We start from the raw sequence: 18,408 nt of genomic DNA on the forward strand, positions 1-18,408 counted from the left end.
GTGGGAAGAGGATTACAAAACATTTTATTTGATTTAGATGGTACTTTAACAGACCCCAAAGAAGGCATCACCAAAAGCGTAGAATACGCTTTGAACAAATTTGATATACAGATCGAACATTTGGATGAGCTTCTTCCTTACATAGGTCCTCCGTTATATGATTCATTTATCGAGCTGCACCATTTCACTGAGGAACAAGCGCTTCAAGCGGTTGCTTTTTACCGGGAGCGTTACAGTGCCACTGGATTATTTGAGAATATGGTGATTGAAGGTATACCCCAATTGCTGGAGGGACTTAAGACGAATGGATACTCATTGTATGTAGCAACCTCCAAACCGACTGTTTTTGCAGCACAGATTCTTGAGCATTATAAGCTCGATCATTATTTCAAACATATCGGAGGAAGTAATCTGGACGGTACCCGTTCTAAGAAGCAAGCGGTTATTCAGTACGTGCTTGATGAGAATGACATACATCCAGAGGAAGCGGTAATGATAGGGGATCGTAAGCATGATATCATCGGTGCTATTGGCTGTGGTGTCGAATCCATTGGAGTGACTTTTGGTTATGGTCCCAAGGAAGAACTTGAACAAGCCGGAGTGGATCATATCGCCTTTCGTGTGGAAGAAATTGCAGATATCATTCAGCATATTTCATTGAGAGAACGGTGCACCAAATGAGTGTTATGAATACTGAAATACTTGACGGGAAATCGATTAAGCTGGTTCCAATAGATGAAAGTCATGCAGAAGGATTGGCGAGAGTGTTAAGAAATCCAGACATCTGGGAATTTACCTGGCGAAAAATAACGTCGGACGAGCAGGTGCAAGGATTAATCTCAACAGCTTTAGCGAATCAAAAGAACGGTTCACAAATTACCTTTACTATCATTGATAAAGCAACGGAGCGAATTATCGGAACCACAAGGATTATGCATCCGGATTTGGTTCATCGCAATGCGGAAATCGGATGTACCTGGATCTCGCCTGATTATTGGAGAACTAGTGTGAACACAGAGGGCAAGTCGCTGCTGCTACACTATTGTTTTGAAGAACTAAAGCTGATCCGTGTAGAATTTACAGTGGTCGCGAACAACTTGAGGTCACAAAGAGCAGTAGAACGAATTGGGGCGGTTAAAGAAGGAGTTCTGCGCAAGCATAGAATCAAGTCTGACGGATCGATTCATGATAATGTGGTCTTTAGCATATTGGATACCGAATGGCCTGCTGTAAAAGAGAATCTGCATTATTTGATAAATGACAAATACGCATAAATATAGATAGAAGCAAACAAACGGGCTAGGGGTTGTTCCATAGGGAGCTAGACTTCATCTAGAATAGATGAATCAGAGTGGCGATGGAAGCAATTTGTTGAAGCAGAGCGAGCGTTTAATTGTATTTTGTACAACTATAATTCCTTAATTGGTTGGGTCATAGATATAACTGTATTTAGTACATCTATATTCCTCATTTACTCCCTTATAGGTAGATTTTTAGGTTTTTAATTGTACAGAATACAATTAAAACAAGTATAGTTGCTTTTTCATCCGGAATAAGTGCACAGAATGCAGTTATTTCACATTTACCCTATATCACTCTCCATTATCTCATTCGAATCCTTTAAATTAGGTGCTAGAAGTGTACTAAGAGGGGATACAACGGAAGCTACGGACGGTCCGAAAGGATCCCTCAAGAGCATCAGACTTGGCAACTCCTGCATAGTGTGTGGACAATTATACTTTGGTGGATCAGCGGATGTTTAAGCGGGTTAAATCAGAGTGTATAAGGATTTGCCCATAAATTTGCTTAAGCCCCGCTACAGATCAAAAACACCAGGCAGCGATACTCCAATTCCCGGAGTATCGCTGCCTGGTTGTTTTTTAATAACAGAGACCGCTACAAATTCTAGAAAGAGCTGCTTGGGGCAGCGCCTTCTTTTATGATTCAGCCAATAGGCTGCTTATGGTTATTGTTTAGGACTTACAAGGATTTTCACTTGATTTTTTTCTTTCAAAAGTGCCTCAAACCCGTGATCAATCACTTCATTCAGTTTAATTCTCTTAGTAACAAGCTTCTCAGCAGGGAAGTACCCTTGTTCCATCAAGCTAATTACAGCTGGGAAAACATCACGGTATCCGATGATACCAGTTAAGTTGCGTTCTTTAAGTACGATATTGTTTGGAGTAATCGTAGCATCTTTTTCGAAAATACTAACGATCATGATTTGTCCACTCAATTTAGTGGAATTAATGGCTTGGGTTAGAACGGGAGGGACGCCAGTGACTTCAAAAGCAACATCTACGCCACCATCGGTACGTTTTTGAATTTCTTCGACCACATCATATTGTTTAGGATCGATTACAATACCACCGAGTTCTTCAGCTTTACTCTTACGTTCTTCAGAAAGTTCTACAACATAGATTTCCGCTGCACCGGATGCTTTCAAAGCTTCAATGACCAGCAAACCGATTGGGCCAGCACCGAATACTACAGCTTTATCTCCAACCTTTAGTTGACTGGAACGAACAGCGTGTAGAGCAACGGCAGAAGGTTCCACGAGAGCACCTTGTTCATAGGATAAGCTGTCTGGAATTTTGTGCACCATATGTTGGTCTGCTGCGACGTATTCTGAGAATCCACCGCCACCACCAGCCAAACCTAGGAAGCCCATTTTTTCACAAAGATTATATTTACCTTGTCGACAAGCCACACATTCACCACATGCAAAAACAGGCTCGACGACGACGCGATCACCAACATTAAACTTGCTAACGCCTTTACCTACTTCTACGATTTGTCCAGAAAATTCATGTCCCATTACGACTGGAGCTTTTTCACCAGTAAGGGGATGATCAGTACCTTGGGGGATGAAAATAGGGCCGGCTACATATTCATGAAGATCGCTGCCACAAATTCCGCACCATTCGATTTTGATTTTCACTTTTCCTTCAAGGGCTGCTGGTTCTTCAATCGTTTCTAACCGTAGATCTTTGACGTTATGCCATCTTAATGCTTGCATATCATTCATCTCCTAGATTAATAATTGATAATAAATAGTGTTTTATTTCTGGAAAAGAGGAAACGTTTCCGAGAACAAATATGTCACATAATTTTCATATTGTCAAATTTAAATAATGAAAATATTAATATCAAAAATTAGTGAAATATTTCACTAAAACGGAGCTATATCAAGCGTTAAGGCACATGACGGTAGCTGAGATATGTATTTTTCTATGAAGTATTATGTTATAATCTTTACATTGGAATTTTGATTTTAGATGAGCGGAATAGAGATAAATACGAAAACGATTCCGGAAATAAGGGGACTATCAGAGTGGCTAATAAAAACAAAGTAACCATAGAGGATGTAGCGAAACGGGCGGGGGTAGGTATTGCTACTGTCTCAAGAGCCATTAATAATTCAGAGGGAATTAGTTCCAAGACCAAGGCGCTGGTACTTCAAGTGATTGAGGAGATGGGTTTCACTCCGAACACCTCTGCGCAAAGCCTCAAAATCCGCCAAACGAAGCAAATTGCTCTGGCCGTTCCTGACATCCGCAACGCAATTATTCCGGATATCGCCTGGTCCGTAGAGCAAGCCGCTAAACAACATAGCTATCGGGTAATTCAAATTAATACTTCTGGCAACCCGCGCACTGAGCTCGAAACGATTCGTGAGGTCAAAAAATTACATGTAGATGGACTCATTATCATGCCTCTTGCTTATCCAAAGACCATGGTAGAGTTAATTAATAAATCGAGTGTTCCGGTCTCCATCATTAACTACGGGAAAAGAATCACAGAAAATGTGAAAGCAGACATCGTCAGCTTGTCACGTTTTGAAGGTCAATTAGTGATGGAGCATTTAATCAATATCGGTCGAACTAGAATTGCATATGCAGGAGCTCAAAAAGATCTTATTGAAGATCGTTATCTTGCCTATCAGCAAGCTTTAAAACAAGTGGATATTTCGCTTGTTTATTTTGGCGAAGACTTTTCCTTGCAAACGGGGTTACAAGCTGCTGATTATTTCTACAGCCTGACACATATGCCAGACGCTATTTATGCAGTGAATGACATGGTGGCGATAGGTATTGTAAATCGTTTTAAAGAATTAGGCGTTCGTGTTCCGGAAGATGTGGCGGTGGTTGGGGTGGATAATAACTCATGGACAACTATTACAACGCCTCAGATTAGTTCGGTTTCCATCATGGGGAATGAAGTGGCGCGTTTAGCCACACAGCTTCTTTTACAACGTATTCAGGATAATATTACCGGGGAGTATCAAAGGGTGCAGCTTGATCCACGATTAATCGTGCGAGAGTCGAGTGTTTCGGTTAGACGTAGTACGAATTAACGGCCTCAATTTGCGACTAATAAGAATCAATAGGTTGTAAATCCTTTAAATCCTGCTAGACTTAATACAGAGTAATTTGATTGGAAATTAAGAAATGAGGTGCGGATCATTATGGCTAATATTTACAAGAGCTTAACCGATCTGATCGGAAATACACCGTTATTAGAGATTTCAAAGTATAGTAAAACCCAAAACGTAGAAGCAAGGGTTCTTGCCAAGCTGGAATCTTTTAATCCTGCAGGTAGTGTTAAGGATCGTATTGGGTATGCATTGATCAAAGATGCGGAAGAGAGAGGTCTCATCAATAAAGATTCTGTCATTATTGAGCCTACCAGTGGAAACACTGGGATTGGACTTGCTTTTGCAGCTGCTAGCTTGGGGTATTCACTGATCATCGTCCTACCAGATACATTTAGTGTTGAACGCCGTAAATTAATGCTGGCACTAGGTGCTGAGCTTGTGTTAACACCGGGAACTGAAGGGATGAGCGGAGCTGTAAGAAAGGCAGAACAATTAGCTGCGGAAATTCCAAATTCATTTATTCCCCAACAATTCAGCAATCCTGCGAACCCGGAAATACACAGAACGACTACAGCTGAGGAAATTTGGCGGGATACCGATGGAGATGTAGATATTTTTATAGCGGGTGTTGGTTCTGGAGGCACTATCTCGGGTGTTGGAAAAGCGTTGAAAGAAAAGAACCCCGCAGTCCAAATCGTTGCCATCGAGCCGTTTGACTCCCCTGTTTTATCAGGAGGCCGTCCTAAGGGACATGGGATTCAGGGCATTGGAGCTAACTTTATTCCGGAGAATTACGATAATGAGGTAGTGGATGAGATTTTTCAGGTGAAAAATGATGATGCCTATAGCGTATCACGTGCACTTGCGAGAACAGAGGGTTTGCTGGTGGGTATCTCCTCCGGAGCAGCTGTTTACGCAGCTACACAAATCGCTAAGCGTCCTGAGAATAAAGACAAGACCATCGTGGTAATTCTGCCGGATACCGGTGAGCGTTACTTAACAACTACTCTGTTTGATTTTTAACGGAACATGAGCTCGAGATCCAACTAATTGGCTTTAAAATCATGAGGCTCAGCAATATGCTGAGTCTTTTTGTTGTTGGAGTATTGGCTGGGTATCTCAAGATAACGGGTACTCAAGTAACTAAGAAGTTTAAGAGGGATCCCAAATCTCCAATGATCCTCGAGTAGCTAAGAGAGTTTAGTGTGTTACGGACCGTATAGCATCTATTTCGCCTTTTAAGCTCATTTTGCTGCGTTATCGGACTGTATAGCACTTATTGGCCAACATTTATGGATAAGTGGTGTGGTTTTAAGTAAATAGCTGCAACTGAGTCCGATAGACTGCCACAAACCCGCAAATGAACAAAATAACGTCTCCTGAGTCCGATGCATCGGCGAAAAGTATGTTATCCAGTAGGAGGATTCCAAAACTCCAATGTTCCTCAAGTAGCTTAGGAAGTTTAGGGGGATTCCAAACCTCCCATTATCTCAAGTAACTAAGAAGTTTAAGAGGGATTCCAAAACTTCCATTATTACAAGTAGCTAAGAGAGTTTAGTGTGTTACGGACCGTATAGCATCTATTTCGCCTTTAAGCTCATTTTGCCGAGGTATCGGACTGTATAGCACTTATTGGCCAACATTTGCGGATAAGTGGTGTGGTTTTGAGTAAATAGCTGCAACTGAGTCCGATAGCTTACAGTAAACCCGCAAATGAACTAAATAACGTCTCCTGCGTCCGATGCATCGGCGAAAAGTATGTTATCCAGTAGGAGGATTCCAAAACTCCAATGTTCTTGAGTTTGATCCCTCAACACAACACGATGATTGCCCCTAAAGCGACTCGCACGCCTTAAATCACCTGCCTCACAAATTCTAATCGTTTTTTCCTGTTGTGTAATTTCCAGTTTAGAATAAAATGGAACTATTCCGCTAACCGCGCGTAACCGATAAATAAGAGAGATAATGATAGATCAGGAGGTACATATGAACACGAGAACTCTAAAAATACTGCTACGTACCACACTTGCTGCCTTATTGTTAAGTGTATTGCTTTTGCCGGCTGTAAGTTTAGCCAAAACTGCTGTACCTAAGCATACGGGTTCATTTTATGTGAATGATTTTGCGAATGTGATTGACGAGAAAGCAGAGAATTACATGGTGAACTACGGTATTCGATTACATCAGGCTACTGGAGCTCAAGTTGTGCTTGTAACTGTCGACTCTACTGAAGGGGTTTCGATGGAAGAGTATGCAAAATCGCTTTTCAATAGCTGGGGTGTGGGGGCTGCGGATAAAAATAACGGTCTGCTGCTGCTCCTTTCTATAAAAGATGATGATTATTGGGCGGTACAAGGTAAAGGTATAGAGGAATCATTGCCTAACAGTAAGATTAAAGAGATTCTTTCACAATATCTTGAGCCGGATTTCGCAGCTAAAACATACAGTAATGGTGCTAGGAAGACGTATGGAGCTTTTATTCAAGCTATGGGCGGTACTTGGGCAGAAAATGTTGGCACCAAAAATTACGTATCCGATAATGCGGGTGTGCTCAAAAAAGTAACTAAAGACTATCTGAACGATTCCAGCAACAGATATAAAACAACAACCGGAAGTGGAATTTATGTGGTTACCGTAAAAAATGCTGGAGATAAAACATTGCAGGACTATACCTATATGAAGTTTGCTTCGGTAGGTGCTGGTCCTAAGGATGTTATGCTTGTATTGGACATAGGCGGAGACAACTATCATGTTCTACAAGGCAAGGATATCGACAAGATTTTAACCAATGAGGCTATTAGTAATATTTTAAATACCGTGCTTGAACCCCAATTTGTGAAAAAAGATTACGGAACGGGAGCTACAACGACAGTTAATTCGTTCTACAGTTTCTTGTTAGCGAGAGCGGATCATCCGCAAGGAGTCACTGGAAACAACGGAAACAATGTTAATCCTGGAACTACAACGAATTCTGGTACTTCCTCTACTACAGCTACAAGTGGAGGTGAGGCGGTTAGTAAAAGCAAGGCTTTTCTAATCTTCTCAGCGATTTTTGGTTCGCTCATCTTATTTGGATTTACTGCTTCACGACGCAATAGATATATAGAAATGTATGGTTTGCCATTTAATCCATATAGTCAAAGGAATATACGCCGTTATGGTCCTTGGCATGGTCAAGCGGATTACGGTTATGGCAGACGATGGCACAGACGTTATTATCATCACCATCATAATCATCATAGAAATACACCATCCAATAACTCACAGTCAAGCTTCTGGGGAAACAGTGGTGGCGGAGGCTCTACTAACGGTGGCGGTGCAGGAAGGTATTCCTCAAGCAACGAGAACCATGGTGGTGGAGGTTCCAGCAGTGGTGGAGGAGCAGGAAGACATTCTTCCAGCTCTTCAAGCAGCAGCAGATCTAAGAATGATAGTGGCTCTTCCGGTGGAGGAGGTTATTCCGGCGGTGGTGGCTCATCAGGTGGCGGCGGTAGCGCTAGCGGCGGCGGTGGAGTAGGAAGACATTAGAATTTGATTAGCTATATGTGAGCAGGTAGCCAAAACTTTGGAAACCTGCTCTTTTTTGTTTTTGAAATGATGACTATTACTCAAATAGAAACTTTTAACGAAAATCATCGTCTATGATAAGGACGAGTTGTACATATTATCAAATTAGTAATATTTAGGGAGGAATACTTAGAAGTGAGCACTTCATCATTACCTCAACGTTCCAATGCACGCAATAAGAAACCTGTTAAGAAACCAATAAAAAAGCGTAAGAAACGGAGTTTTTTTCGCACCTTATCCAAAGTTTTTTTATTCTGCTTATTCTTAATGATCGCTGCTGGTGGATGGCTTTATTTTGCACCCTCGGCTCAGAACTTACGTTATACGATCGCAGATACGCTAATTACAACACAACATCGCTATATGGCTAAATATATTATAGGTGAAGATCAACTGAAGGACCGGGTAACCGAGTATACCGCCCGCTTTGAAGAGATGGGGGACGAAATAGATACACATACGATCGCTCCCGAACCTGAGGTGGTAGAGAAGCCACTTGTCGAGATTGAGAATGTCTCAGGCAGTGGTTATACCGGATATGTAATGATTGTTAATGATCCAACCAAAGTCCGGCTAGGAATACCTAATAAGATTGGTTCAGGTGAAAAAGTAACCAGTATGGTGAAGCGTACAGGCGCTATCGCCGGAGTTAACGGTGGTGGATTCGCTGATCCGAACTGGAAAGGTAACGGTTTTAAACCTATAGGAATTGTAGTCTCTCAAGGTAAATTATATTACAACGGTCTAGGCGGTAAAAAATCTACACAGATTGTTGGTCTTGATAAACAAGGAAAAATGGTTGCCGGGAATTATACGCTAGATGAGATTAGTAAAATGGGGGTTCAGGAGGCAGTTACTTTTAGCCCGCGGCTAATCGTCAATGGCAAAGGATTGATTAAGAATGCAGCGGAAGGTTGGGGGATTGCACCTAGAACAGCAATGGGTCAGCGGGCAGATGGCGCTATTATTTTTGTGGTAATTGACGGTCGACAGCCTACTTATAGTATTGGAGCAAATCTCTATGATGTGCAGCAAATTTTGCTTAAGCATGGAGCCGTGATAGCGGCTAATCTTGATGGTGGATCTTCTACGGTACTTGTAAAAGACAATGAGATTATGAATAAACCTTCATCCCAATATGGTGAGCGGTATTTGCCTACAGCCTTTTTAGTTTTTAAGTATCCAGAACAGGTTGATATGCCAAATATTTGGAAAGGACTAGATCCTGCCAAGATTGATGCTGGGAAAAAGAGAACACAATAAGTACGCGTTATTGGGCACCTGAAAAGGATTATCTTGGAATGAGAGATGTATTTATGCTACGATATCAGCTAGTATGAAACAGAATGCAGTACGAATAGGTCTGGAACAGGGGGAATAGGAGTGACGTTGCAGCAGCTCCGCTACGCTATCGAAATTGCAAATAGTGGCTCCATGAATGAGGCGGCAAAGAAGCTCTTTGTTTCTCAACCGAGCCTGTCCAACGCTATTAAAGAGCTTGAAAATGAACTTGGGATTACCATCTTTGAACGGACGAACCGTGGAATCAGCATTTCTGTAGAAGGAATGGAATTTCTCGGATATGCCCGTCAAATCATTGAACAAACAGAGCTTATGGAGAATCGTTATACTGGGAAAAAGCGTAGCCCAATCTATTTTTCCATTTCGACTCAGCATTATGCTTTTGTGGTAGATGCTTTTGTGAGTCTCATGAAGCAAAGTGATGTCTCAGAGTACAACTTCAGCTTGAGAGAGACGCAAACCTACGATATCATCGAAGATGTGCGTACCCTCCGTAGCGATTTAGGGATTCTTTATATTAACGAGAGCAACTATAAGCATATGAATAAGCTGTTCAGTGATGGTAATCTGAAATTCACGCCACTCTTTAATACCGACCCACATCTTTATGTCAGAACTGGACATCCGCTTGCCCAGAAGGAAAGGATTTCGCAGGACGATATTTTACCTTTTCCGTATATTACTTTTGAACAAGGTGAGAACAATTCACTTCACTTCTCGGAGGAAATGTTAAGTTTTTCTCAGATTGAGAAGAATATTAAAGTGAATGACCGGGCAACCTTGACCAATTTATTAATGGGCACGGACGGTTATACGGTGGGTACAGGAATCATGGCATCCGATCTGAACGGTAATGGACTGAAGACGATTCCATTTGAGAGTAATGAAGTATTCACGGTTGGTTGGATTGCACATAAAGATCGCAGACCTAGTGTGATGGCATCCAAGTATATAGAAATCTTAAATGACTTGGTTTCCGGAAGTTATTTTGATCTAAATCATTTTTTACTATAGCTGTAGGAGGATCGGTATGATTAGACCCGTAACTGGCACCCAGAGAAATGCTCCACCCTTTCGCTATGATATCGTCGGCAGCTTCTTGCGTACGGAAGAAATTAAAGCAGCCCGCCTCCAATATGAGAATGGTGAAATCACAGGAAGTGAGCTTTATGAAATAGAGAATATTGAGATTGCTAAACTACTGGAACTAGAAAAGGAAGTAGGATTATTAGCAGTTACAGATGGTGAATTTCGCCGTTCCTGGTGGCATCTTGATTTCTTTGTTGGAATTAAAGGAACTGAAAAAATTAACTTAAACCAAGGGAGTGGAAGAGCGGAAACGGTTCAGCGCGCGGAATCATTCCGAATTGTTGACCGAATTTCCTTTGAAGATCATCCGATGCTCCAGCAATTTATCAAGCTCAAGCAAATGGCGGGAGACCGAATACCCAAAATGACGATTCCTTCACCTGCATTATTTCACTTTGTGGAGGAGTTTAATGGAAATGAAGTTTACCCTGATAAGGAAACTTTATTTCAAGATATCATAGCGGTTTACCAAACTGCGATTCAAGCATTTTACGATGCAGGCTGCCGTTACCTCCAGTTAGACGATACAACTTGGGGAACGCTGAGCAGTGGTAGACATCGCGCACATTTACGCAGTAGAGGTACAGATCCAGATCAGTTAGCAAAGGATTATGTTAGGCTGATTAATGAGAGTATTGCGAAGCGTCCGCATGATATGACCATCGCTCTGCACGTATGCCGAGGTAATTTTCGCTCCACTTGGTTCGCTGCTGGTGGTTATGAGCCTGTTGCCGAGGTGCTTTTTTCCAATACAAAAGTTGATGCCTTTTTCTTGGAATATGATAATGAACGAGCTGGTGATTTCGAGCCTTTACGATTTATTAAAGACCAATTTGTAGTGTTGGGATTAGTGACAACCAAACATGGGGGTCTGGAGAGTAAAGAGCAGCTTAAGGCAAGGATCGAAGAAGCCGCGCAATATGTAGATATTGAGAAGCTGTGCCTAAGTCCCCAGTGTGGATTTGCTTCTACGGAGGAAGGAAATATTCTAACCGAAGAAGAGCAGTGGGATAAAGTACGCCTTGTGATCGAAACCGCCCGAGAGGTCTGGTTATAATTAAATAAGCTAATTTGGTGGCCTGCTATAGCGTAAGCTTATGGTAGGCCATAGTTTTTAGGAGTTACCCTGTCCTGATTGTACAGTGCTATAGTGAATTCAACAGAAAAGCACAGACAATGAAGGAGGACGAACCCCTATGAGTACCATCCAAAAAGGAAATCAAAGAACTGAAGTGCCATTCAGAGTAGATATCGTGGGCAGCTTCTTACGTCCGGAAACGATTAAGAGAGCTCGTGTCCAATATCAAAATAATGAAATCTCCTCTGATGAATTGCGCAAGGTTGAAGATACAGAGATTACCAGAGTCGTGAAAAGACAAAAAGCGGTCGGATTAAAAGGTGTAACGGATGGAGAGTTCCGCCGCTCTTGGTGGCATTTAGATTTTATGTGGGGCCTTGAAGGGGTAACAAAGAAAGTCAGCCCAGTGGGCTACCTGTTTAATGGTGTAGAGACTAGAGCGGAAACTGCAGAATTATCCGGAAAAATCCGTGGGACTAACCATCCGATGATCGCTGACTACAGACAATTGGTTAGCATAGCGGGAAATGATGTAGTAGCTCGCCAAACGATTCCTTCGCCAGCGCAGTTCCTTGCTGAACTTCAGCGCAATCAAAAGACTACTGTAGCGGTTTACAACAACCAGGATGAACTAGTGGCTGATATTGCTGCAGCTTATCGTGAAGTTATTCGCGACTTCTATGAGGCAGGTTGCCGTAATCTGCAATTGGACGACTGCACATGGGGGATGCTCTGTGATAAAGGATATTGGGAAGCTCGTCAAAAAGAGGGTGTAGATGTTAACGAAATCGCTAAGCTATACGCATTTGTAAATAACGAAGCGATAAAAGATCATCCAGCAGATATGGTAATTACGATGCATGTATGCCGTGGGAACTATGCGTCCACTTGGGCAGCATCCGGCGGATACGAGCCTATCGCAGAAGTGTTATTCGGAACGGTGGATGTAGATGGTTTCTATCTGGAGTTCGATACGGATCGGGCCGGAGATTTTGCACCCCTTAGATTTATTAAAGATCAACAAGTGGTTTTAGGTTTGTTCAGTTCGAAGTCAGGTGAGCTTGAGAATAAAGAAGAAATCATAGGACGGATTAAAGAAGCTTCGCAATATGTGGATATCAATCAGTTGTGCCTGAGCCCACAATGTGGTTTTGCCTCTACGGAAGAAGGAAACCATCTGACAGATCAACAACAATGGGACAAACTGCAGTTTATTAAAGGGATTGCAGATGAAATATGGCAGTAATCTATAAAAAATTAGCAGGCTCCTGATTGAATCAGAAGCCTTTTTCTATGCGTATTGTGACAGCTTAGAGGATTAACCTACTACTGCACTTTACTAGAGCTATCGAAGAAGGGTATAATAAGTAACAATTGTTTTTAATTCATGTTGAAAGAGAGCGGGAACAATATGGGTCGTAAGTGGAATAATATTAAAGAAAAGAAAGCTTCCAAAGATGCAAACACAAGTCGTGTTTATGCAAAGTTTGGTGTTGAGATTTATGTAGCAGCAAAGAAGGGTGAACCCGATCCAGAAGCGAACCGGGCTCTGAAAGTTGTATTAGAACGTGCAAAAACTTACAATGTACCAAAAGCGATCATTGACCGTGCGCTTGATAAAGCTAAAGGCAGCGCTGAAGAAAATTATGAAGAGCTTCGTTATGAAGGATTTGGACCTAGCGGTTCAATGATCATCGTTGATGCGCTCACAAATAACGTTAATCGGACAGCTCCATTGATCCGTTCAACCTTCAGTAAGAATGGCGGAAATATGGGTGTCAGCGGATCAGTAGCTTACATGTTTGACTCTACGGCCGTTATAGGTGTGGAAGGTAAAACTGCTGATGAAGTAATTGAAATGATGTTTGATGCAGAACTTGATGTGCGCGATGTGCTGGAAGAGGATGATGCAGTTATTGTTTATGCAGAGCCTGATCAGTTCAATGCAGTGCAAGAAGTATTCAAAAATGCAGGCATCACTGAATTTACTGTTGCTGAGTTAAACATGCTTCCACAAAACTATGTGGCACTCCCAGAAGATGCTCAAGCTCAATTCGAGAAATTGATTGATGCTTTGGAAGACCTGGAAGATGTTCAACAAGTGTATCATAACGTAGATTCAGAAGAAGAATAATTTAAGTTTTATAAAGGGCGATGGAGTTCGCCATAACTGTCTCTCTGAGACTAATGACTCCTACCAGTGTGAGCTTCCCTGGTAGGGGTCTGTTTTATTGTTGAGACTAATTTATTTTGTCCTTAGGAGCTGTCGAGATGAATCCATGGTCTACCCGATGGTTTGAAATCACTAAGAAGCGAAGTTATTTTGCACTTTGGAGTACTTTTATCAAATGGATTGTGCTTGGTAGTGTGGTTGGCATTTTATCCGGCACCGCCTCTGCTTTTTTTCTGAAAAGCTTGGATTACGTTACAGATGTACGTTTAGAGCATCCGTGGCTACTTTATTTGTTGCCTCTTGGGGGAGTACTTGTTAGTTTCTTATATATGCGATATGGCAAGAACAGTTCTAAAGGCAATAACCTCATTCTAGAACAAATTCAGGACGGACAAGAAACCATACCTTTGCGAATGGCTCCATTGGTGTTGTTCGGAACATTAGTAACCCACTTATTCGGTGGATCCGCTGGGCGTGAAGGGACAGCTGTTCAAATGGGCGGAAGCCTTGCGGAATGGTTCGGAAAGCTGATTAAAATCAGTCCTATGGATCGCAAAATATTGTTAATGTGCGGAATTAGCGGTGGTTTTGGATCTATATTCGGCACTCCACTAGCAGGAACTTTGTTTGGTCTAGAGGTAGTAACCATTGGACTTATTAGTCAACAGGCATTACTTCCATGTTTTGTGGCTAGCTTTGTTGGTGATCTGGTCACCACTCGATTGTGGGGCGTTCATCATACACACTATGTAGTGAATGAATTTCCAGCCTTAAGTTTAATGATTATTCTAAAAGTGGTATTGGCCTCTGTAATTTTTGGTCTCGTGAGTATGCTTTTCAGTGAACTGACTCATTTTCTAAAAAGAACCTTCACCGCCATGATAAGCAATCCAATGATAAAAGGTGCAGTAGGTGGATTAATTATCATTGCCTTAGTATTCCTTGTAGGGTCTCGTGATTACTTAGGCCTCGGAATTCCATTAATCAAGGATTCTTTTGAGGGAGATATCTCACCGTTCGCTTTTTTATGGAAGCTGATCTTTACTGCCTTTACCTTAGGAACAGGATTTCAGGGTGGTGAGGTTACTCCGTTATTTGTGATTGGTGCCACACTAGGCAATGCTTTGGCTGAAATATTACATGTGTATGGACCCTTTTTAGGTGCCCTCGGTTTTATTGCTGTCTTCTGTGGAGCTACTAGCACGCCTATCGCTTGCTTTTTAATGGGGATCGAGCTGTTTGGTTCGGAAGGAGCCATATACATGTTTATCGCTTGTGTGGTGAGTTATTTATTCTCCGGACATAGTAGTATTTATACTTCACAGCTTATCGGTGTATCGAAGAGCCAGTTCATTACAATTCCTCAAGGGACTAGGATCGGTACGGTCAAACGCACCCGCAAAAAATAAGAGGACCTCTCGGATGATGGTTGACAAGTAACGGCATGCGTTTTAAACTGTTACCAAACGAAGGGATGGTTCAACATGATTCATGTGGAAACTGAAAAATTATATACCAGAAGCTGCTCCGAACAATCGGATACAAACGATGAAACGTTGTCCGGAGCTTAATCAAAAAGCGAATCGCTTTTTATATCATCGAAAGATAGCTAGGTCATTTTAGTGTGATTATTCATGCTTATTTGATTACGCCATCTTCCGATGTTAATGATTAAGAGGCTGTAGACAATTTTCGTCTACAGCCTTTTGTGTTTATAATGTTCAGTTTCCAAACTGACAATTATCTATTTGTGCCGTCTATTCGTGCACGGATAAGCAGAAGGCTTGCGCCCAAGGGCGCGGTGTCTTCTGCTTTTTTTGTGCTTAAAAACAATTATAGAAAAGAGGAAAGTAAATGAGTTTACTTGAGGTTTCTAATTTATCACATACTTTTGGAGATAAAGTGCTGTATAAACAGGTTTCTTTGGAAGTCTACAAAGGGGAGCATGTAGGTGTGGTGGGTCAGAATGGAACAGGGAAAAGCACATTAATTGGTATTCTGACGGGCGAGGTGATTCCTGATGGTGGAACGATTAAATGGCAGCCCAATATCAAAATAGGCCATCTTGATCAATACGCGGTTATTGATGGGTCAAGTACAGTTCAAAGTTATTTAAGGCGAGCGTTCACTGAATTATACAAAATGGAAGAAAAGATGAATGCACTTTATGCGGAATGTGCAGTTACTGGCAATGAAGTGCTTTTGCAGAAGGCAGCAGACCTTCAACAACGACTCGAGGCGCTCAACTATTATTCTATCGAGAGCAATATCAGTAAAGTGGTTACGGGGCTAGGATTAAACGCAATGGGGATGGACCGTCCTATTGATCAGCTTAGTGGGGGGCAGCGAACCAAAGTTATATTGGCAAAGCTGTTGCTTGAACAACCTGATGTGTTATTGCTCGACGAGCCCACCAATTATCTTGACACCACGCATATTAACTGGCTTGCTGAATATCTGATAGCGTTCGATCAAGCCTTCATTGTGGTCTCTCATAACTATGCTTTTCTCGATAAAATATCAACAAGCATTTGCGATATTGAAGGGGAAACGATTAAGAAATATCATGGCAAATATGCTGATTTTTTGAGACAGAAGGAGCATTTTCGCGAGAGCCATATCCGGCAGTACCATGCACAGCAGAAGAAAATTGAAGCCACTGAGCAATATATCCGGAAAAATGGTGCTGGTGTTAATTCTAGAATTGCCCGTGGCCGTCAGAAGCAGCTGGATCGTATGGAGAGAGTCGCTGCACCGACGTTTGTCACTAAAGCATCTATCCGTTTTCAAGAGCTTCCTGCTAATGCACAAGTAGCGCTTAGAGTAGACCATCTTGTGGTTGGTTACGAGAAGCCGCTGCTGCCAAAATTAAAATTCTCGATTCGAGGAGGACAAAAGATAGTCATTACAGGCTTTAACGGCATCGGAAAATCAACATTGCTGAAAACATTAGTTGGTCAAATCCCCTGTGTTGCCGGGGCTTTCCGCTTTGCCGAACAAGTCTCTATTGGTTACTACGAGCAAGATTTAATTTGGGAAAACGATAACATGACACCTATTGAAATCGTCTCATCGTTTTATCCAAAATTGACTATTAAGGAAATACGTCGTCATCTAGCATTATGTGTTGTAAAAGATAGTCACGTTACACAGCCTATCCGTACACTCAGCGGTGGCGAACAATCTAAAGTTAAGCTGTGTCTTTTATTGCTTACAGCATGTAATTTCTTAATCTTAGATGAGCCCACCAATCACTTAGATGCCGAAACGAAAGATGCTTTACAGAAAGCTTTAATCCAATTTAAAGGTACAGTGATTCTGGTTTCTCATGAGGAGCAATTTTATCAAGGGTGGGTGGATCGTGTAATCAATATTGTGGATGAAAATAGAAATAGAGAACTAAAGTATAGCCATAGATAAGGTTAACTAGTAACATGAAGCTGTTCCAAATTAATACAATCGTCTTCAAATGGCTTCCTGGTTTAAGTGAATATTAAGGAGGGTTCCAATCAGACATGTACATTAATAAATCTTCGTTAGCTCAGTTTGCTCAGGGCAATAAGACCTCAGATGTAACCATGGATAGATATCTTACACAATATTTAGATCTTTACGATAAGGTAGAACCACACGTGCGTGCTTTTGTGCTAGAGGAGAACCGAGCAGATAGAATAAAAAATGAAGTGGCTGGGGTAAGAGAGAAGTATTCAGAAATTCCTAAACCATCGCTATATGGAATACCTGCTGGAATCAAAGATTTAATTCACTTAGATGGGTTGCCTACCCGTGCAGGGTCGAACCTCCCCCCACAAGCTTTGACGAAGTCTGAAGGCAGTTTTATTCAAAAGCTTCGGCAAAAAGGGGTTTGGTTCACCGGCAAAACAGTGACGGAGGAATTTGCTTATGCCGGACCTATCACAACCCGCAATCCTTATCAGCTGGAACATACGCCTGGCGGTTCTAGTGCAGGCTCTGCTGCTGCGGTTGCCGCGGGCATCTGTCCATTTGCGATAGGTACACAAACCTTGCGTTCTGTTATGGCACCTGCTTCATTTTGCGGAGTGGTCGGCTTTAAACCTAGTTATGCGCGTATCCCTATAGATGGTGTCCAATTGATGTCGCCATCTTTTGATACGTTTGGATTTTTCACTCAGGATATGGAGGGTATGGACTTTCTCGCCGCTGAGCTTGTAACGGGATGGAGACCTTTTAAAGAAGCTCGTAAACCTGTACTGGGGATACCCGAAGGTGTATACATGACATTATTGGAGGATGACACCAAGATAACCTTTCAGAAGCAGCTTAAGAAGCTTGAGGAAGCAGGGTTCAGCATAAAAAAAGTTGCGATGCCGTGGGAAGATAGCTTTATCTACGGAGATGCCATGGTGCGGTTTGTACATGGAGAAATGGCGCAAGTCCATGATCCACTATTTGATGTTTATAAAGATCTTTATGATGATACCGTACGGCAGGCTATTTTATCTGGACGAACCATTACTGAGGAAGAACTGGAAGGATATCGTAGCGGACAACTCAAGCTCAGAAATGATCTATTAGATGTGCAGAATTCACAGGGGATTGATCTGTGGGTTTCGCCGGCTCAGGCAGGAACAGCTCCGCTGTGGGGAACACGAACCGGATGGACCGGAATGACGGCCATTTGGTCATATGCTGGAGCGCCTGCGGTGAGTATTCCAGCTGCCACTATAAATAACATGCCATTAGGGTTTCAATGTATCGGGGCATATGGTAGGGATGAAGAGTTAATTTATTGGAGTAAAGATGTTTCTTTAGCGCTTCAGTGATTTTATTGCTGTAGAA

The 18,408-nt window shown here is 42.0% G+C and carries 14 protein-coding genes and 1 riboswitch; of the genes, 13 read left to right on the plus strand and 1 reads right to left on the minus strand.

Annotated elements, in window-relative coordinates:
• Nucleotides 1-681, plus strand: coding sequence for an HAD family hydrolase (locus MHH86_RS14570; protein WP_076213276.1), 681 nt, complete (start codon nucleotides 1-3; stop codon nucleotides 679-681).
• A gap of 5 nt (nucleotides 682-686) precedes the next feature.
• A complete protein-coding gene (locus MHH86_RS14575) occupies nucleotides 687-1,274 on the plus strand; it encodes a GNAT family N-acetyltransferase (protein ID WP_254848863.1) in 588 nt (195 codons plus the stop codon).
• A gap of 692 nt (nucleotides 1,275-1,966) precedes the next feature.
• On the opposite strand, the gene MHH86_RS14580 is transcribed toward MHH86_RS14575, so the two are convergent.
• Complete coding sequence (locus MHH86_RS14580) at nucleotides 1,967-3,019, minus strand: 2,3-butanediol dehydrogenase (RefSeq protein ID WP_036678113.1); 1,053 nt, start codon at nucleotides 3,017-3,019, stop codon at nucleotides 1,967-1,969.
• 315 nt (nucleotides 3,020-3,334) lie between these two features.
• On the opposite strand from MHH86_RS14580, the gene MHH86_RS14585 reads away from it, so the two are divergent.
• The 11 genes from MHH86_RS14585 (at nucleotide 3,335) to MHH86_RS14635 (ending at nucleotide 18,392) form a co-directional block, all read left to right on the plus strand.
• Nucleotides 3,335-4,357: a LacI family DNA-binding transcriptional regulator gene (locus tag MHH86_RS14585; RefSeq protein ID WP_036678110.1), complete on the plus strand. Its 1,023-nt coding sequence runs from the start codon at nucleotides 3,335-3,337 to the stop codon at nucleotides 4,355-4,357.
• 111 nt (nucleotides 4,358-4,468) lie between these two features.
• A complete protein-coding gene (cysK, locus tag MHH86_RS14590; protein ID WP_036678108.1) occupies nucleotides 4,469-5,401 on the plus strand; it encodes a cysteine synthase A in 933 nt (310 codons plus the stop codon).
• Nucleotides 5,402-6,364: 963 nt separating this feature from the next.
• Nucleotides 6,365-7,906, plus strand: coding sequence for a TPM domain-containing protein (locus tag MHH86_RS14595; protein WP_076316210.1), 1,542 nt, complete (start codon nucleotides 6,365-6,367; stop codon nucleotides 7,904-7,906).
• A 174-nt stretch (nucleotides 7,907-8,080) separates the two neighbouring features.
• The gene (locus MHH86_RS14600; RefSeq protein WP_076316211.1) at nucleotides 8,081-9,208 is read left to right on the plus strand and encodes a phosphodiester glycosidase family protein; all 1,128 of its coding nucleotides are present in this window, start codon (nucleotides 8,081-8,083) and stop codon (nucleotides 9,206-9,208) included.
• Between the two features lie 120 nt (nucleotides 9,209-9,328).
• Nucleotides 9,329-10,261, plus strand: a complete 933-nt coding sequence (locus MHH86_RS14605; protein WP_076105621.1) for a LysR family transcriptional regulator — start codon at nucleotides 9,329-9,331, stop codon at nucleotides 10,259-10,261.
• 16 nt (nucleotides 10,262-10,277) lie between these two features.
• Complete coding sequence (locus tag MHH86_RS14610) at nucleotides 10,278-11,393, plus strand: 5-methyltetrahydropteroyltriglutamate--homocysteine S-methyltransferase (protein ID WP_036678098.1); 1,116 nt, start codon at nucleotides 10,278-10,280, stop codon at nucleotides 11,391-11,393.
• Nucleotides 11,394-11,532: 139 nt separating this feature from the next.
• Nucleotides 11,533-12,660: a 5-methyltetrahydropteroyltriglutamate--homocysteine S-methyltransferase gene (locus MHH86_RS14615; RefSeq protein WP_076316212.1), complete on the plus strand. Its 1,128-nt coding sequence runs from the start codon at nucleotides 11,533-11,535 to the stop codon at nucleotides 12,658-12,660.
• A 165-nt stretch (nucleotides 12,661-12,825) separates the two neighbouring features.
• Entirely contained in the window at nucleotides 12,826-13,548 is a 723-nt protein-coding gene (locus MHH86_RS14620) for a YebC/PmpR family DNA-binding transcriptional regulator (RefSeq protein ID WP_036678376.1), read from the plus strand.
• Nucleotides 13,549-13,555: 7 nt separating this feature from the next.
• Nucleotides 13,556-13,618: riboswitch (Fluoride riboswitch) on the plus strand.
• Between the two features lie 67 nt (nucleotides 13,619-13,685).
• Nucleotides 13,686-14,996, plus strand: coding sequence for a voltage-gated chloride channel family protein (locus MHH86_RS14625; RefSeq protein WP_076213290.1), 1,311 nt, complete (start codon nucleotides 13,686-13,688; stop codon nucleotides 14,994-14,996).
• Nucleotides 14,997-15,441: 445 nt separating this feature from the next.
• Nucleotides 15,442-17,007, plus strand: a complete 1,566-nt coding sequence (locus tag MHH86_RS14630; protein ID WP_076316213.1) for an ABC-F family ATP-binding cassette domain-containing protein — start codon at nucleotides 15,442-15,444, stop codon at nucleotides 17,005-17,007.
• Nucleotides 17,008-17,102: 95 nt separating this feature from the next.
• Nucleotides 17,103-18,392 (plus strand): amidase, encoded by a 1,290-nt coding sequence (locus MHH86_RS14635; RefSeq protein WP_342479756.1) that lies wholly within the window; start codon nucleotides 17,103-17,105, stop codon nucleotides 18,390-18,392.
• The last annotated feature ends 16 nt before the right edge of the window (nucleotides 18,393-18,408 follow it).

This window comes from Paenibacillus sp. FSL F4-0097 (assembly GCF_038593125.1).
Taxonomy (GTDB): Bacteria; Bacillota; Bacilli; order Paenibacillales; family Paenibacillaceae; genus Paenibacillus_AQ; species Paenibacillus_AQ odorifer.

What these genes read in the sequence shown, in the direction of transcription:
- MHH86_RS14635 (WP_342479756.1), top strand. Translation starts at nt 17,103, where the DNA reads ATGTACATTAATAAATCTTCGTTAGCTCAGTTTGCTCAGGGCAATAAG.
- MHH86_RS14580 (WP_036678113.1), bottom strand. Translation starts at nt 3,019, where the DNA reads ATGCAAGCATTAAGATGGCATAACGTCAAAGATCTACGGTTAGAAACG.
- MHH86_RS14595 (WP_076316210.1), top strand. Translation starts at nt 6,365, where the DNA reads ATGAACACGAGAACTCTAAAAATACTGCTACGTACCACACTTGCTGCC.
- MHH86_RS14610 (WP_036678098.1), top strand. Translation starts at nt 10,278, where the DNA reads ATGATTAGACCCGTAACTGGCACCCAGAGAAATGCTCCACCCTTTCGC.
- MHH86_RS14615 (WP_076316212.1), top strand. Translation starts at nt 11,533, where the DNA reads ATGAGTACCATCCAAAAAGGAAATCAAAGAACTGAAGTGCCATTCAGA.
- MHH86_RS14620 (WP_036678376.1), top strand. Translation starts at nt 12,826, where the DNA reads ATGGGTCGTAAGTGGAATAATATTAAAGAAAAGAAAGCTTCCAAAGAT.
- MHH86_RS14625 (WP_076213290.1), top strand. Translation starts at nt 13,686, where the DNA reads ATGAATCCATGGTCTACCCGATGGTTTGAAATCACTAAGAAGCGAAGT.
- MHH86_RS14575 (WP_254848863.1), top strand. Translation starts at nt 687, where the DNA reads ATGAATACTGAAATACTTGACGGGAAATCGATTAAGCTGGTTCCAATA.
- cysK (WP_036678108.1), top strand. Translation starts at nt 4,469, where the DNA reads ATGGCTAATATTTACAAGAGCTTAACCGATCTGATCGGAAATACACCG.
- MHH86_RS14630 (WP_076316213.1), top strand. Translation starts at nt 15,442, where the DNA reads ATGAGTTTACTTGAGGTTTCTAATTTATCACATACTTTTGGAGATAAA.